This is a genomic window from Streptomyces sp. NPDC005151 (assembly GCF_053599875.1).
The window spans coordinates 113,920-128,757 of sequence record NZ_JBSFYR010000001.1; the positions used below are offsets into that span (position 1 = coordinate 113,920).

The window sequence follows — 14,838 nt, forward strand, 5'->3', positions numbered from 1 at the left end:
AAACGGGTCGCCTCCGTCGCTCACCGCCGGCCGGGCGAGGTGATGCGGCCGGCGCTCGGCGCCGGGGGCGTGAACATCCTGAGCGCGAGCGGGCCGGGCTCGCAGCAGTCCGTCCCCCATCTGCACGTCCACGTCGTGCCCCGCCGGCCCGGCGACGGGTTCTCGACCTGGCCCGCCGGGCGGTCCGGGCAACGTGTCGACGGTGATCCCATCGGCCGCCTCGCCGAGGCGGTCGCGGACCTGTGAGGGGGCCGGGTGCGGTCTCGGCGAGGGGGCCGCACCCGGCCTGGTCAGGCCGTTACGCGTCCGGCTCGATCACCGTGAAATAGACGGCGAACGCGGCAACCGCCTCGTCCTCGGCGATCTTGCCGTCGTGGTCCGTGTCCAGGCTCCGTGCGGCCAGTCCTGCCGACTCCTCGCTCGCGCCCAGGATCTTCATCGCCCGCTCCACGGCGGGCACCGAGGCCGCGCCGTCGTCGTCGTTGTCCGCCACGGCGATCGCCGCGCGCAGGAACGGGCGGGCGATCTCCGCGAAGCGCTCGGGGTTGTCGCGCAGCCGTTTCACGGCCCCGCCCACGAACTCCTCACGGGTGACGCGCTGGTCCCCGTCGACATCGGCGATGCCCGCCATGCCCTGCCAGAACGCCTCGGCCCCGGTGTAGAGCGCCTGCCCCTTGTCGCAGCGGGCCGTCGTACCGAATTCGGCGAGCAGACGGGCCGCGGCGGCGTTGAAATCCGCGCGATCGATGTATCCGTTGCCGTCCTGGTCGAAGGCGGCGAAGCGGAAGGCGATCTTGCGCTCATACTCTGCGCTGTCCATGCGGGGAGCGTACGACGCCTGCGGGCATCACGTGTCACTTACGCGCGCCACCGGTGTTACAACCTGGTCTTAACACCGTGTGGCGGGATGGTTTCAGGCCGAAAGCGGCTGGGCTCGGTCGTCGACGGCCGCGTCCCAGTCGGGGTAGACATCGAACAAACGGCGCACGCCGAGGGCGGCGAGCACCCGGTTGACGTGGGAGCCCTCCTCCGCGCCGCGGGCCGGCAGGATCAGCCGCAGTCTCCCGCCGCAGGAGCGCATCAGACGCCGGGCCGCGATCAGCACGCCGACGCCGCTCGAATCGCAGAACAGCACCTCGGAGAGGTCGAGCACCACGTCGTGACGTCCGACGGCGACCGCGTCATGGACGGACTGGCGGACCGCTGGCGACGTCAGCAGGTCCAGTTCGCCTCGTATGTGCAGCACGGTCCATACGCCCTGCTCGGTCTCGGCCACTTTCAGAGTCACGCGACTGGGCCTCTCGTTCCGGGGAATCCGGCGATCCGGAAGTATCTGTTCCTCCTCGCGGCTGCCCCCGCCGCACACCCATGAAACACCGACCGACAGACAGAAGTAGACACAGACGGGTTTCCGGCAGAAATGATCACTTCAGGTCCGATTCCAACATCCCGGGATGTCGCATTCCCTACCATCCAGGGCGTTCTCAGGGGCGTACTTGCCGCAAAGACGCCTGCAGGGCGAGTGCCGCCGACTACATTCGATGTGACGAGGGGGACAGGGCTGGGGGTCCTATGGCGAAAGACGCACCGCCCCGCTGGGACCGCAAGATGCAGCAGCGGCTGGCACGCGGCGAGGCGGCGGCCCTCGGCGAGCTCTACGACCGTTTCGCCTCGCTCGTCCACAGCCAGGCCCACCGGATGCTCGACGACGAGTCGGCCGCCGACCTGGTGACCCGCGAGGTCTTCGGGTACGTGTGGGAGAACCCCGACGCGTACGACCCCAAGCAGGGCTCGATGCGGTCCTGGGTGGCCCGGCTCACCCACCGCCAGTCCGTGCGGCGCCTGCGCGCCGCGGAACCGTCCTCGTTCGCGCGGGGCGCGGACGGCAGCGAGGACGGCGAACACGGCGGGGGTGAGGACACCGCGGCCCGGCAGGAGCTGGAGGAGCGGGTGCAACGCGCCACGGCCGCAGCCCGCGCCGACTACATCGTCGCCTCCATGCCCGCGCCGCTGCGGGCCGCACTGGAGCTCGCGTACATCCAGCGCAGGGACTACCGGCAGACCGCGGCCGACCTCGGGGTGACCGCGGACGAGGCCCGCCGCCGGCTGCGGCTCGGGCTGCAGCTGCTCTCCACCGCCGGCACCCGCCCGCTCGAGGGGGCCGCGCCGCCCGGATACGGACGGATGCTGTGACCGGCGACGACGACGCGAACATGCGCGACGACGAGGTGCGGGGCGCGCGGCGCATACCGGGACCGCGGGCGGCGGCGGACGACTTCGACCTCGGCGCCGTACCGACGGCGCCCGGGCCCACGACACGTGAACCGGCGACACCCGAACCGGAACCGGAATCCCCGGCGGCGCCACCGCAACCGCCCGCCCCGGTGCTTCCCCACCGCGTGCTCGAGGCCCTCCTCGGCGCCTGGGCGCTGGCCGCCTGTTCCGCCGAGGAGACCGAGGCGGTCGAGGCGCACCTCACCGGGTGCGCCGCCTGCGCGGACGAAGCGCTGCGGCTGCGCGACGCGGTCGGTCTGCTGCACACCGACCGCAGCCTGGACCTCGACCCGCTGCTGCGCTCCCGGGTGCTCGAAGGCTGTCTGAGCCGTCGCCCGGCCAAGATCCCGGTACCGGGCTGGGCCGTTCCGTACGACGCGGAGACCGCCCGCCTCGATGCGCTCCTCCGTGACATCGGCAGCTCGGAATGGCATGCGCCGGTGCGGCTGAGGTGGTTCGAGGGTGAACGACAGGTCAACCGCAAGACGACGGTCGCCGGGGTGATCGGCCATCTCATGACCGTCGACGGGCTGGTCAGCACCGCCCTCGGCCTGGACGATCCGGTCGCCGACGGCGCCGGCGGACGCGGCGGGAGCGATACCGCCGCCGGCTCCGAGCTCCCGCTCTCCCCCACCCCGCGCACCGAGACGTACTGGTCGGCGGCCCGACGACCGCCCACCCGGGCCGTCCGCGAGCCCTGGCGCGACCAGAGCCACGCCCTCATCCGTACGGTGTCGTTCGCCGGCCGCGGGGTCGCCGAGCTGTCCGTCTCGTACGGGGACTTCGCCCTCCCGCTGCAGGACGCCCTGCTGGACCGGGCCTTCGAGTGCTGGGTGCACGGCGGTGACATCGCGGACGCGGTGGACTATCCGTACGAGGCCCCGTCCGCCGCCCATCTCCAACCGATGATCGATCTGGCGGCCCGGCTCCTGCCGGCCGCCCTCGCCGGACGCCGCCGGGCCGGGCTCGCGGCGCCCGCCCGCCATCTGGTGACGGCCGGTTCGCCGGGCCGTTCGCTCCATCTGGAGATCGAGGGCTCGGGCGGCGGCAACTGGTACATCGCCCTGGACTCCCCGGCCGCGCTCGGCTCGCCCGACCACGCGGTCGCGCAGGTGGCGCTGGACAGCACTGAGTTCTGCCGGCTGGTCGCGGGCCATGTGTCGCCCGTCGACGCGGCGGCCGGACAGGAAGGCGACCGCGAGGCGATCCGCGACGTGCTGTTCGCGGCGGCGTCGCTCAGCCGGCTCTAGGTGGACGCTGCCGTGGTGGGCGTGCCGGTCGGGATGGTACGCCGATCCCCTGGACTTCCCTGAGCCCGTCCCCCGTCCCGGCACACCTTCGGAGATCCCTGCTCCGGCCAACGAGACGGAGCCTGCCGAATCCAGGCTGCCGAGCCATGGCGAAATGACTCGCTTCTTTACCTAGCCCCCCGAGGTCAGAGGTAAGAAATACCTGCCAGCAGGAGAAATATGAACGCGATACCTCCGACGATCCAGGGCACTGTGCCGCGGCCCCGCTGTTCCACCACCTCCGAGTAGCCGGGATTTTTGGAGTCATAGATCACATCCAACCGCTGACCGACACCAACCGGAGGAAATCTATACGGCATGCTGTCGCGGTAATAGCGCAGGCCTTCAACTTCGTACTCCAGGCGTAAAGTGACCAGACCTTTTCCATCAAAGGCCCTATTGACGCACGCAGCGCGAATAACGACACCTCTGCGACGAAGATTCCCATCGCGCCAGATAAATAGAAGCGCCCCGGCCAGTACGGGAATTCCAAAGACCAGGATATCCATCGCATATCCGTGCAGCCCATCAAGCATGATCCCCCACCTCTCCAGCTCCACCCGAATCCAGCAATCCGGACTTCTAGCCGTTCACAGACCTGGGAACCAGTAACTCTGCCTCCGAAACGAACCGTCGCCCCCTCACTTCTATCAAAAGCGCAGGAGAAACAGTGAGTAATCGAACCAACGACGAAATCTACGAAAAAGTAGCTGAAATCAAGACCCTCCTGACAAAAAGTCAGGATACATGGGTCACAAAGGCCTACTTCGACACCGCCATCAAGGGTCTCTCCACCTCGGGAGGCGGCAAGAAGGAGGAAGACCCGAGCGTCATCGGTCTTGGGGCTGCATTCAGTGCCGCGGCAGTGCACCAAGGACGTCAGCAGCGCAGCGCGAGCCATCGCCTGACGGAGACGGCGTTCACATGGCACTCGCACGTAGCTCAACCACCGCGGCGGGGAATCTCTCGCGCTTTCGGAGCGCGGCGTCCCAGGCATTCTCGGCAGTCCGGCAATTGTCGGAACGAGATCGGCGGTTCTCGGCGACCGCTGCTCAGGCGTTGAGGTCCAGCACGCGGACCGGCTCGCCCTCCCACCGCTTCGGGGCAGTGGTGGCGATGACCGCTCCGTCGGGGCGGTCGGGGGTGGGCTGCGCCGCGTACTGACTGTGGGCCGCCGCCCACGTCTCCTGCCGGGCAAGGGCCAGGGCTGCGGCCAGATCCAGGTCCAGGACCGTGATGCCCGGCAGAGCGGCCAGATGCTCGGCCGTGCCGGGCCGTGCGCGGTCGGCTTCGACGAGAGCGCAGGCCGGGGCGTAGAGGAACCAGTCCGGTTCGGCGTGGGCCCGGTGGATGAGTCGTGAGGCGAGTACGTTGCCCTGGCCGGCCGCTGTCATCGCCGTGTCGTCCAGGACGATGTGCATGGCGTCGCTCACCGGGCAGTCACCTGGGCCAGGCGCCGGTCCAGCTCGCTGTCCAGGTTGTCCTGCTCGGCCGGAGAGGGGGCGTAGCCGTTCCACTCATTCAGCGCGGCACGGGCCTTCTCCGCACGTTCGGCGCGCTCGGCCGGGGTGAGCATGGTCTCGGCCAGGCGAGCCAGATAGGCGCGCAGCGACAGACCCTCGGCAGCCGCGATCGCGGCCAGTCGGTCCTTGGCTTCCTTGGGGATACGGACATTGGCATCGGACATCGTCGTACTCCTTCCCATCCCTTGAGGATACGGGTACGGGTACGTACCCGTCGCGGTGCGTCGGAGGCATGACGGGCGCGTTGGTGGCGATCCAATAAACGGTGGCTCCTGGCGTCTTTCGCGCTACGCGAAGATCACCGTGCGGCGCCCGTTGAGCAGGATGCGTCGCTCCGCGTGCCACTTCACCGCGCGCGCCAGCGCCTGGCACTCCACATCGCGCCCGATCGCGACCAGTTCGTCCGGCGTGACGCCGTGGCCGACCCGCTCGACCTCCTGCTCGATGATCGGTCCCTCGTCGAGGTCGGCAGTCACGTAGTGCGCCGTCGCACCGATCAGCTTCACACCGCGGGCATGCGCCTGGTGGTACGGCTTCGCGCCCTTGAAGCTCGGCAGGAAGGAGTGGTGGATATTGATGATCCGGCCGCTGAGCTGCTTGCACAGATCGTCGGACAGGACCTGCATGTAGCGGGCGAGGACGACCAGCTCGACGTTCTCTTCGCGGACCAGCTGCAGCAGCTGTTCCTCCGCCTCCGCCTTGGTCTCCTTGGTCACCGGGATGTGCCGGAAGGGCACGTCGTACGAGGCGGCGAGCTCGGCGAAGTCCGTGTGGTTGGAGACGACGGCCGCGATGTCGATCGGCAGCGCGCCGATGCTGGAGCGGAACAGCAGGTCGTTGAGGCAGTGGCCGAACTTGCTGACCATCAGCACGACCCGCATCCGGTCCGAGGAGCGGTGGATCTGCCAGTCCATCCGGAACGAGTCCCCGATGGCGGCGAAACTGGCCCGCAGCTTCTCCACGGTCACCGGGGCGTCCGCCGAGAAGTGGACCCGCATGAAGAACAGACCCGTGTCGTGGTCACCGAACTGCTGGCTGTCCTCGATATTGCAGCCGGTCATGAAGAGATAACTCGACACGGCGTGCACGATGCCTTGTTTGTCCGGGCACGACAGGGTGAGGACGTACTGCTCGGGGGTGGTCTCAGCAGGCTGCGGCGCGGTCATGTCCGTAGCGTGCCACACCGTCCCCTGGTTCAGGCGGTCCTGGTCATGATGCGGAGCACGTCCAGGGAGCGCGGCGGGGTGTCGGGGTCCTCGCCGTCGTTCGTGGCGAGGAGCACGTGCGCCTCACGGGCGGCCCGTACGCCTTCCGGCCAGCCGTGGTGCTCCAGGTAGGCGGAGACGGGGGCGTCGGCGCCGACCTGGTGCATGATGCGCAGCACCCGCAGCACGGCGACGTCGACGAGGGTCGCCTCGCCGGAGTCGCGGAAGACCGTGCCGACGTATTTCTCGGCGGACCAGTTGTCCAGCCAGGTGTCCTCGACCAGGCGGTACACGGCGTCGGTGACATCGCCGTACCCCTCCCGGCCGGCCAGCCAGCACTCGTGGTGGAAGACGGGGTCGGAGAGCATGTGCAGCGCCGAGCGCACGTTGCTGCGCCAGCGCCACCAAGGAACATCATTGAGCGGCATGCCGCCCATGGTGGAGGAGCGACGGCCGCGACGGGAAGTGTTCTCCGAACCTTGCTGCACGGTTGTCGATCGTACGTTCCTTCCTTCCGGGCTCGCACCGGCCCCTGTAATTCACCTGGACGTCACCGAGCGTTGAACGGAGCACACATCGGCGTTACCCCGGACGCGGAAATGTCCATACCCATGACCGGATGGCAACGCCTCACTTCCCCCCGCCCCTACACATTCCTCACATGTACGGCGGCGGCCGGGGCATTGCTGATCACCGGCTGCGGTGTGCTCCCTGGGGCCTCGGGGGACTCCAGGGAGCCCGTCACCGTCGTGACCTGGGCCCCCGACGGCTCCAACGGTCCGGATACGGAGAACATGGCGGGCATGACGGCCATGGCCCGCGCCTATGCCCGCTGGGTGAACAGCAACGGCGGGCTAGACGGGCACAAACTGCGCGTCGTCACCTGCAACGAGGACGACACGTCGAGCGGCGCGGGGGACTGCGCCCGGCGGGCGGTCGCGGAGAAGGCGGTCGCGGTCGTCGGCTCGTACAGTCCGGAGGGCCACTCCTTCATGGGGCCGCTGGAGGCCGCCCGGATCCCGTACATCGGCGGCTACGGGGCCTCCGCGGAGGAGTTCACCAGCTACAACTCGTACCCCGTCAACGGCGGCCAGTCGGCGCTGCTGGCGGGCAACGCCAAGCAGCTCGCCCGCAGTTGCGAGCGGGTCTCCCTGGTGCGCCCCGACACGCTGGGCGGCGACGGCCAGGCGTGGCTCCTCAGCACCGGCCTGAAGGAGGAGAAGCGGCCCGCGCCCACCGACATCCGGGCGGCGGAGGCGGCCACGTCCTACGACCAGGCGGCCGAGCAGGCGCTGGAAGGGGCGGGGCGGTCCGACGGGTGCGTGACGGCGGTGCTCGGGAACCGCACGGAGACGTTCTTCGACTCCTTCCGCCGTCTCGAACCGTCGGAGGGGTCCGTGCGGATCTCGTCGGTCCTCGGCAGCGTCGGCCAGCCGCTGATCAACAGCACCGGCGGGCGGAACAGCCCGTTCGAGGGGGCGTACGTCACCGGCTGGTACCCCGAGTCGGGGGATGCCCGCTGGGACGAGATGCGCGCGGTGATCCGGAAGCACGCGTTCGGCGACAACCGGATCGACCCCGACGACACGGGTGTCCAGACGACGTGGATCGCGTACACGGCACTGAAGGAGATCGTGACGGCGATCAACGCCCCGGACATCACCGGCCGCAAAATCACGGCCGCCCTCAACAGAGGCGCCGAGGTCGACACCGGTGGTCTCACCCCGGTGCTGCGGTGGCGGTTCGAGGACATGCTGGGCTCGTCGGCGTATCCGCGGATCGTGAACCGGAAGGTGACGTTCCAAGTGGTGCGGAAGGGGCGGCTGGTGTCCGACAGGAAGGGGTTCGTGGACGTCACGAACACGCTGTCGGAGGCCAGCGCGAAGGGCTGAGCACCCGCAAGCCCCTCCGGCGATCGAGGAGCGGCGCACAGGGGGGTGCGGGCGCACAGGGGGTGCGGGCGGCACCGGGGGCGTGCGCACCGGGTGCGGGGTGCTGCCCAGTGCTGGGCAGCACCCCGCACCGCCGTCAGAGCTCCGTCGGCGCCCGCCGCGTCAACCCGTACTTCGCCGCGATCGAGTTCCACAGCCCCGACGCCTGCGCCTTCGCCTTGCTCGCCTCACCGCTCTCCCGGTCGGCCTGGCCCTTCTCGGGCGTCGCGCGGGCCCGCCCGTGCTTGCAGACCTTCTTGCCGTTCTTGGCCTGCGCGGCCCATGCCGCGTAGTGGTCGTCGGCGGAGGCCGACGCCTGCCACGCCTTCGTGAGCGCCGAGGTCAGCTCCGCGTTGTTCGGCAGCTTGTCGACGGTCAGCCCCTGCAGCCGCGTCACCAGGTCGCGGCGCTGCTTGGCCGCGCCCTGCAGATCAGTGACCGCCTGGTCCAGGTCGGTGCAGGACTTGGTCTTCTCCACGGCCCCGATGACCGCCGCACGGCTGCTGTTGCTGTCCGCGAGCAGCTTGTCGAGCGCCTCGGCCTGCTGCTTCGCCGGGTCGGCCGCCGTCTGCGTGGAGGGCTTCGCGGCGGGCGAACTCGCCGCGGCCACCGGCTGCTTGTTGTCCGTGCCCTTGTCGTCGCCACTCATCAGCGCACCCGCGCCGAGCCCGACGATGGCGCAGCCGACGACGACCGCGGCGATCAGCGGGACGTGCGACGGCTTCTTGCGCTGCCCGGCCCGGCCCTGCGGCGGCTCGCCGTGCTGCGGCTGGTAGGCCGGCGCGGGCTGCTGGTGCGACTGGGCGGCGCCCTGGTACGGCGCCTGTCCCGGGTCGAACCGGGGCATCTGCTGCGTGGAGGCCGCCGGCTCCTCGGTGCGGAACAGGTTGTCGAACTCGGCGGGGGGCTGCCGCTCCTCGGGCGTCCCCGGCCCGATGCCGTACGGGGCACCACCGGGCACCGGCGCAATGTACTGGGTCGCGTCGGCGTCGGAGGCCGATGCGGGCGGCTGTGCGTGGGCGATGAACTGGGTCGCCTCCGCGGCACTCTCGGCCGGCACCGGCGCGATGAACTGCGTGGCATCCGCGTCGCCGCCCATGCCCGCACCCGTGCCCGCACCCGCACCCGTGCCCGTTCCCGTCCCCGGTCCGGCCTCCGGGGGCAGCGGCTGGGCGTACGGCTGGGGCTGGGCGTACTGCTGGGGCTGGGGCTGGGCGTACGGCTGGGGCTGGGGCTGGGCGTACGGCTGGGGCTGGGGCTGGGCGTACGGCTGAGGCTGCTCGGCCGGCAGGGCCGGGCCCTGCTGCCCGTACGCCTGCCCCTGGTCGTACTGCGCGTACTGGCCCTGCGGCGACCCGTCCTGCTGCGGCGCCTGCGGCCCCCAGGGCTGACCCCATGGCTGCCCGCCCGCCGGAGCGGACCGGTCGGCCGGTCCGCCCGGTATCCAGGGCTCGCCGCCACCTGCGGGCAGCACGACACCTTCGTGCGCGGGCCGTACAGCAGGGGGCTGCTGCTCGTCACCCTGTCCGCTCTGCGTCACCGGGACTCCTACGTGTAAACCTACGGAATCGTCGGCTCACGCTATCGGGTGGCAGCCGCTCTCCGCCAAGCGCCCGATATCACTCATCGTCCCTTCACCGGGGCAGTAACACGCCGGGCCCTGACGACGCAGTTAACGGGCGCCCCGAAAAATCCCCGATCAGACGCCGGTCAGGCCGCCTGGAGCTCCAGCCGCGCCCCGAACTCCCGGACCGCCGTCTCGTCGCCGTACGGGACCAGCCGCTGCTGCAGATCGTCCAGGTACTCCGCGCCCCGGCTCGACCGCACCGTCCCCAGCAGCTCCATCGCCCGCGTCCCCGTATGACACGCCTGCTCCACCTCGCGCAGCTGCACCTGCGCCGTGGCGAGCAGCACCAGACCGATGCCCCGGCGCCGGGCCCGGGACTCCGGGAGAGCGGCCAGGGACTCCGTCGCCCGGCGCGCGGCCGCCTCCGCCTGGCCGAGATCGCGGTGACAGTGCGCCAGCTCGTCGGCGAGATAGGCGGAGTCGAAGTGGACGATCCATGACGGGTCGTCCCCGGTGTCCGGCTCGGCGTGCTCCAGCGCCGTCAGGGCCCGGCCCGCCACCGCCTGGCAGGTCCGGGCATCGCCGAGCAACGCGTGCCCGCGCGCCTCCGCCGCGTAGAACATCGCCTCCGCGCGCGGGGTGACCCGCCCGCGCGTCCCCTCCTGCGCGGCCCGTGCCAGCTGCGCGATCTCCCGCGGGTTGCCGAGCTGTGCGGCGAGATGGCTCATCGAAGCGGCCAGCACATAGCCGCCGTACGCCCGGTCGCCCGCCGCCTGCGCCAGCCGCAGAGCCTGGATGTAGTACCGCTGGGCGAGCCCCGGCTGCCCCGTGTCCACCGCCATGTACCCGGCGAGCTCGGTGAGCCGCGCGACCGCCGCGAACAACTGCCGCCCGACCGTTTCGCGGTACGCCCCCGAGAGCAGCCCGGAGACCACGCTGTTGAGGTAGTGCACCAGGACCGGCCGCACATGTCCGCTGCCGAACCGGTGGTCGAGGTCGACCAGCGCCACCGTCATCGCCCGAACCGCCTCCACGTCCGGCATCCCGACCCGCGCCCCCGCCGCGCGCGCCACCTGCGGGTCGGCGCCGGTGATCAGCCAGTCCCTGCTGGGCTCGACCAGCGCCGAGGACGCGACCGCCGAACCGGACAGGACGTCGCGGCGTCCGACATCGCTGCGCCACAGCTCGCAGACCTGCTCGATCGCGCCGATCACGGTCGGCGCGAACTGCAGGCCGACGCCGGACGCCAGATTCTTGCCGTGGGCCATCCCGATCTCGTCGATCGTGACCGTACGGCCGAGCTTGCGGCCGAGCGCCTCGGCGATGATTCCCGGCGCCCTGCCCCGCGGTTGCTGCCCGCGCAGCCAGCGGGCCACGGAGGTCTTGTCGTAACGGAGGTCGAGGCCGCGCTCCGCGCCGACCATGTTGACTCGGCGGGCGAGGCCCGCATTGGAACATCCGGCTTCCTGGATGAGCGCCTGGAGCCGTTCGTTCGGCTGGCGTGCGACGAGAGGCCTGGCTGCCATGTTTCCCCCTGAGGCCGCAGTGATCGGTGAATGGATCACTGCCCGGCATATGACCAAGAAATGCGCACATACATCGTGTTGGTGTTTTCCGTGGCGTTCACGGTGTTCACGGCATTTATGGCGCTTATCGTGTAGTTGTTCAGGTTCGGTGCGTATTCGGCATGGGGGAACTGTTCCGGATTCCCCACATGTGGCTACCCGTCCCTCGACGCGCTGCCTCATGCGCGCCCCCGTCCATGCATCCATGCGCCCCATGTGCAGGGCCGATGCACCGTGACCGCGCTCGCCACGCCCGTAACCCCAGGTGGTTGCGGAAGTTGTGATGTTCGTGGAAGAGCCCATCGGAGTCACGGAAACCGCGCAGGCCCCCCCAACAACGAGGTGAGCAACTGCTCGACGCCGCCGTGCGCTATGCGGAGGAGCAGCACTGGGAGGTGTTCCCCGGCACCTGGCTCCAGACGGTGGAAGGGGCGGAACGGTGCTCGTGCGGAGAAGCCGGCTGCGCCGCCCCCGGAGCCCACCCCACCCGGCCCGACTGGGCGAGCCGGTCGACCGGCAGCGGCGCCGCGGCCCGCCGGATGTGGTCCCAGCAGCCCGGGGCGTCGGTGCTGCTGCCCACCGGACGCACCTTCGACGCGATCGACGTACCGGAGTCCGCCGGCTTCCTGGCGCTGGCCCGGATGGAGCGGATGAACCTGCCGCTCTCCCCCGTCACCTGCACCCCCGACCGCCGGATGCTCTTCTTCGTACTGCCCGGCGCGGCGGCCAAGGTGGACGATCTCGTACGGAGGCTGGGCTGGAGCGCCACCGCGATCGGTCTGCTCGGCCGCGGCGAGGGCCACTACGTGGCGGGCCCGCCGACCAGGATCGGCGGGCGCGGTGCGGTGCAGTGGGCACGTCGGCCCACCCCCGCCAACCGCTGGCTGCCCGACGCCGAAGAGGTCATCAGCCCCCTCGCCTACGCCTGCGGACGGGAAGCAGCCGACGCGCGCGCACGCCTTTCGTAGTCTGGGCCCCTCACACGGGGACACCGAAGGCAGGAGCACCATGTCGGACCGGAACACGGCGGGATCGCACGGGGCGGTGGAGGCGGGCGGGGCGCGAACGGCGCCGCCCGCCGTTCGCGTACAGGGCCTGTGGAAGCGGTTCGGGGAACAGGTCGCGGTCGCCGGGATCGATCTGGAGCTGCCCGCAGGCAAGTTCATCGGTCTGGTCGGACCCAACGGCGCGGGCAAGACGACCACGCTGTCGATGGTGACCGGGCTGCTCCGTCCCGACCACGGCACGGTCGAGGTCGGCGGGCACGACGTCTGGCGGGACCCGGTCGAGGTGAAAGCCAGGATCGGCGTCCTGCCGGAGGGGCTGCGGCTCTTCGAGCGCCTCTCGGGGCGCGAACTCCTCGCGTACACCGGACGGTTGCGCGGGCTGCCGGGCGCCGAGGTCGACAAGCGGGCCATCCAGCTGCTGGACGTGCTCGACCTGGCGGGCTCCCGGAACAAGCTGGTCGTCGACTACTCGACCGGCATGCGGAAGAAGATCGGGCTCGCCGCGGCGCTGCTGCACAACCCCGACGTACTGTTTCTGGACGAGCCGTTCGAGGGCGTCGACCCCGTCTCGGCGCAGACCATCCGCGGGGTCCTGGAGCGGTACACCCGCTCGGGGGCGACCGTCGTCTTCTCCAGCCATGTGATGGAGCTCGTCGAGTCGCTGTGCGACTGGGTGGCCGTCATGGCGGGCGGCACGATCCGGGCGCAGGGCACCCTCGCCGAGGTGCGCGGCGACGCGACGTCGCTGCAGGACGCGTTCCTCGAACTCGTCGGCGCGGGCGGCCGGGACACCGGTGACTCCCTCGACTGGCTGGGCGGCGGCCGATGAGCATGCTCGACACACCCGTCACCTCCGCCGCCCGCCCCGCCGTCGGCGGCGAACGGCTCGTCCCCGTCTTCGTACGGCTCAAACTGACGCTGCTGCGCAACGGGCTGCGGCAGTCCGCCGGCAGACGGGTCGCGTACATCTCGTCCGTCGTCCTCACCCTGCTGTTCGCCGCGGGCCAGATCGTCGCGCTGGCCGCACTGCGCGGCCATGCCCACGCGGGTTCCCTGACGGTCCTGCTGGCCGGGGTGCTGGCGCTCGGCTGGGCGGTGATGCCGCTCTTCTTCCCCAGCGGCGACGAAACCCTCGACCCGAGCCGGCTCGTGATGCTGCCGCTGCGGCCGCGCCCGCTGGTCGGGGCGCTGCTGGTGGCATCGCTCGTCGGCATCGGACCGCTGTTCACGCTCTGTCTGGCGGCCGGTTCGGCGTTCGCGGTGGCACACGGGGCGGCGGCCGTGGCGTGCGCGGTGGTCGCCGTGCCGCTGACACTGGTGGTGTGCGTCGCCCTGGCGCGGGCCGTCGCCACGGCCAACACCCGGCTGCTGAGCTCCCGCAAGGGCCGCGATCTGGCGGTTCTCAGCGGACTCGTGGTCGCGGTCGGCATCCAGGTCGTCAACTTCGGTGCGCAGCGGCTCGGCCGGTCCGGTGGGCTCGCCGCGCTCGACCCGGCGGCGGACGTGGTGCGCTGGCTGCCGCCCGCCTCGGCGATCGGCGCGGTGGACTCGGCGGCGCAGGGGTCGTACGGGCGGGCCGCGGCGCAACTGCTGCTCTCCGTCGCGGCGCTGGGTGCGCTGGTGTGGCTCTGGCAGCGGAGTCTGGTGAAGCTGATGACCGCCCCGGACGGTTCCACGGCGGCCGCCGCCGGAGCGGCCCGGGAGAAGTCCGGCAGGGGCGGCTCCCGGCTCTCCGCACTGCTGCCCGAGGGGCGCACGGGGACGGTGATACGGCGCAGTCTGCGGTATGTGGCACGGGACCCGAAGACCAAGGCCGCCTGGGTGACGGCGCTCGCCATCGGGCTGATCGTGCCGCTGCTCAACGCGGTGCAGGGCACCGGCTCGGTCTACTTCGCCTGCTTCGCCGCCGGGATGCTCGGCATCCAGATGTACAACCAGTTCGGGCAGGACACCTCCGCGTTCTGGATGGTGGCGCTGACGATCTCCTCCACCCGGGACGCCTACCTCGAACTGCGGGGGCGGGCGGCGGCGTTGCTGGTGATCACTCTCCCGTACACGGTGCTGGTGACCGTGGTGACGGCGGCGGTGCTCGGCGACTGGGAGAAACTGCCGGGCGCCATAGGGCTGTCGCTCGCCCTGCTGGGCGCGATGCTGGCGACGGGGGCGCTGGCATCGGCCAACTTCCCGTACTCGATCCCTCAGGACAGCGGGTTCAAGAACGTGGCACCGGGGCAGGCCGGGCTCGCCTGGATCTCGATCTTCGGCGGCATGGTCTCGGCGGCGGTGCTGTGCGCGCCGGTGATCGTGGCGACGATCTGGCTGCATCTGATCGACGCGGAGGACTGGTTGTGGGTGATGCTGCCGGTCGGCAGCGCGTACGGGGCGCTGGTCGCCTGGGCGGGTCTGCGGCTGGCCGCACCGCGCACGGCGAACCGGCTGCCCGAGATCCTGGCGGCGGTCAGCAAGGGGTGACGCGA

15 protein-coding genes and 1 pseudogene are annotated in these 14,838 nt (G+C 70.8%); 7 read left to right on the forward strand and 9 right to left on the reverse strand.

The window, feature by feature from the left end; genetic code table 11:
* The first annotated feature begins 42 nt into the window (after positions 1-42).
* A complete protein-coding gene (locus ACWD6R_RS00580; protein WP_451816663.1) occupies positions 43-246 on the forward strand; it encodes an HIT family protein in 204 nt (67 codons plus the stop codon).
* 52 nt (positions 247-298) lie between these two features.
* On the opposite strand, the gene ACWD6R_RS00585 is transcribed toward ACWD6R_RS00580, so the two are convergent.
* Both ACWD6R_RS00585 and ACWD6R_RS00590 read right to left on the reverse strand, forming a co-directional pair.
* On the reverse strand, positions 299-820 hold the full coding sequence (locus ACWD6R_RS00585) for an EF-hand domain-containing protein (protein WP_451816664.1): 522 nt from the start codon (positions 818-820) through the stop codon (positions 299-301).
* Between the two features lie 93 nt (positions 821-913).
* On the reverse strand, positions 914-1,288 hold the full coding sequence (locus ACWD6R_RS00590; RefSeq protein ID WP_451816665.1) for an STAS domain-containing protein: 375 nt from the start codon (positions 1,286-1,288) through the stop codon (positions 914-916).
* Positions 1,289-1,572: 284 nt separating this feature from the next.
* On the opposite strand from ACWD6R_RS00590, the gene ACWD6R_RS00595 reads away from it, so the two are divergent.
* Together ACWD6R_RS00595 and ACWD6R_RS00600 are read left to right on the forward strand one after the other, a co-directional pair.
* Positions 1,573-2,193 carry an RNA polymerase sigma factor gene (locus ACWD6R_RS00595; protein WP_451816666.1) on the forward strand — a complete coding sequence of 207 codons (621 nt, stop codon included), beginning with the start codon at positions 1,573-1,575 and terminating at the stop codon, positions 2,191-2,193.
* Between the two features lie 20 nt (positions 2,194-2,213).
* Positions 2,214-3,524 (forward strand): zf-HC2 domain-containing protein, encoded by a 1,311-nt coding sequence (locus tag ACWD6R_RS00600; RefSeq protein WP_451816822.1) that lies wholly within the window; start codon positions 2,214-2,216, stop codon positions 3,522-3,524.
* Positions 3,525-3,709: 185 nt separating this feature from the next.
* Here the strand turns inward: ACWD6R_RS00600 and ACWD6R_RS00605 are convergent, their stop codons facing one another.
* The 5 genes from ACWD6R_RS00605 to ACWD6R_RS00625 all read right to left on the reverse strand — a co-directional run bounded on the left by ACWD6R_RS00605 (position 3,710) and on the right by ACWD6R_RS00625 (position 6,728).
* Complete coding sequence (locus ACWD6R_RS00605; protein WP_451816667.1) at positions 3,710-4,099, reverse strand: hypothetical protein; 390 nt, start codon at positions 4,097-4,099, stop codon at positions 3,710-3,712.
* 516 nt (positions 4,100-4,615) lie between these two features.
* Complete coding sequence (locus tag ACWD6R_RS00610; protein WP_451816823.1) at positions 4,616-4,984, reverse strand: hypothetical protein; 369 nt, start codon at positions 4,982-4,984, stop codon at positions 4,616-4,618.
* An 8-nt stretch (positions 4,985-4,992) separates the two neighbouring features.
* Positions 4,993-5,250: a hypothetical protein gene (locus tag ACWD6R_RS00615; RefSeq protein ID WP_451816668.1), complete on the reverse strand. Its 258-nt coding sequence runs from the start codon at positions 5,248-5,250 to the stop codon at positions 4,993-4,995.
* A gap of 123 nt (positions 5,251-5,373) precedes the next feature.
* Positions 5,374-6,252 (reverse strand): formyltetrahydrofolate deformylase, encoded by an 879-nt coding sequence (gene purU / locus ACWD6R_RS00620; protein WP_451816669.1) that lies wholly within the window; start codon positions 6,250-6,252, stop codon positions 5,374-5,376.
* 29 nt (positions 6,253-6,281) lie between these two features.
* Positions 6,282-6,728 carry an SCO4402 family protein gene (locus tag ACWD6R_RS00625; protein ID WP_451816824.1) on the reverse strand — a complete coding sequence of 149 codons (447 nt, stop codon included), beginning with the start codon at positions 6,726-6,728 and terminating at the stop codon, positions 6,282-6,284.
* 174 nt (positions 6,729-6,902) lie between these two features.
* Here ACWD6R_RS00625 and ACWD6R_RS00630 point away from each other — a divergent pair, with 174 nt between their 5' ends.
* On the forward strand, positions 6,903-8,183 hold the full coding sequence (locus ACWD6R_RS00630) for an ABC transporter substrate-binding protein (RefSeq protein WP_451816670.1): 1,281 nt from the start codon (positions 6,903-6,905) through the stop codon (positions 8,181-8,183).
* Positions 8,184-8,319: 136 nt separating this feature from the next.
* Here the strand turns inward: ACWD6R_RS00630 and ACWD6R_RS00635 are convergent, their stop codons facing one another.
* Positions 8,320-9,762, reverse strand: coding sequence for a hypothetical protein (locus ACWD6R_RS00635; RefSeq protein ID WP_451816671.1), 1,443 nt, complete (start codon positions 9,760-9,762; stop codon positions 8,320-8,322).
* Positions 9,763-9,932: 170 nt separating this feature from the next.
* Positions 9,933-11,315 (reverse strand): transcriptional regulator, encoded by a 1,383-nt coding sequence (locus ACWD6R_RS00640; RefSeq protein WP_451816672.1) that lies wholly within the window; start codon positions 11,313-11,315, stop codon positions 9,933-9,935.
* A gap of 319 nt (positions 11,316-11,634) precedes the next feature.
* Here ACWD6R_RS00640 and ACWD6R_RS00645 point away from each other — a divergent pair.
* The 3 genes and pseudogenes from ACWD6R_RS00645 to ACWD6R_RS00655 all read left to right on the forward strand — a co-directional run bounded on the left by ACWD6R_RS00645 (position 11,635) and on the right by ACWD6R_RS00655 (position 14,833).
* Positions 11,635-12,322: pseudogene (locus tag ACWD6R_RS00645) on the forward strand (bifunctional DNA primase/polymerase).
* A gap of 40 nt (positions 12,323-12,362) precedes the next feature.
* Positions 12,363-13,190 carry an ABC transporter ATP-binding protein gene (locus ACWD6R_RS00650; protein WP_451816673.1) on the forward strand — a complete coding sequence of 276 codons (828 nt, stop codon included), beginning with the start codon at positions 12,363-12,365 and terminating at the stop codon, positions 13,188-13,190.
* Complete coding sequence (locus tag ACWD6R_RS00655) at positions 13,187-14,833, forward strand: transporter (protein WP_451816674.1); 1,647 nt, start codon at positions 13,187-13,189, stop codon at positions 14,831-14,833. The genes ACWD6R_RS00650 and ACWD6R_RS00655 overlap by 4 nt, the downstream gene beginning before the upstream one ends.
* Positions 14,834-14,838 lie beyond the last annotated feature (5 nt).

What these genes read in the sequence shown, in the direction of transcription:
- ACWD6R_RS00640 (WP_451816672.1), bottom strand. Translation starts at nt 11,315, where the DNA reads ATGGCAGCCAGGCCTCTCGTCGCACGCCAGCCGAACGAACGGCTCCAG.
- ACWD6R_RS00625 (WP_451816824.1), bottom strand. Translation starts at nt 6,728, where the DNA reads ATGGGCGGCATGCCGCTCAATGATGTTCCTTGGTGGCGCTGGCGCAGC.
- ACWD6R_RS00595 (WP_451816666.1), top strand. Translation starts at nt 1,573, where the DNA reads ATGGCGAAAGACGCACCGCCCCGCTGGGACCGCAAGATGCAGCAGCGG.
- ACWD6R_RS00610 (WP_451816823.1), bottom strand. Translation starts at nt 4,984, where the DNA reads ATGCACATCGTCCTGGACGACACGGCGATGACAGCGGCCGGCCAGGGC.
- ACWD6R_RS00605 (WP_451816667.1), bottom strand. Translation starts at nt 4,099, where the DNA reads ATGCTTGATGGGCTGCACGGATATGCGATGGATATCCTGGTCTTTGGA.
- ACWD6R_RS00655 (WP_451816674.1), top strand. Translation starts at nt 13,187, where the DNA reads ATGAGCATGCTCGACACACCCGTCACCTCCGCCGCCCGCCCCGCCGTC.
- ACWD6R_RS00585 (WP_451816664.1), bottom strand. Translation starts at nt 820, where the DNA reads ATGGACAGCGCAGAGTATGAGCGCAAGATCGCCTTCCGCTTCGCCGCC.
- ACWD6R_RS00600 (WP_451816822.1), top strand. Translation starts at nt 2,214, where the DNA reads ATGCGCGACGACGAGGTGCGGGGCGCGCGGCGCATACCGGGACCGCGG.
- ACWD6R_RS00615 (WP_451816668.1), bottom strand. Translation starts at nt 5,250, where the DNA reads ATGTCCGATGCCAATGTCCGTATCCCCAAGGAAGCCAAGGACCGACTG.
- ACWD6R_RS00630 (WP_451816670.1), top strand. Translation starts at nt 6,903, where the DNA reads ATGACCGGATGGCAACGCCTCACTTCCCCCCGCCCCTACACATTCCTC.
- ACWD6R_RS00580 (WP_451816663.1), top strand. Translation starts at nt 43, where the DNA reads ATGCGGCCGGCGCTCGGCGCCGGGGGCGTGAACATCCTGAGCGCGAGC.
- ACWD6R_RS00650 (WP_451816673.1), top strand. Translation starts at nt 12,363, where the DNA reads ATGTCGGACCGGAACACGGCGGGATCGCACGGGGCGGTGGAGGCGGGC.
- purU (WP_451816669.1), bottom strand. Translation starts at nt 6,252, where the DNA reads ATGACCGCGCCGCAGCCTGCTGAGACCACCCCCGAGCAGTACGTCCTC.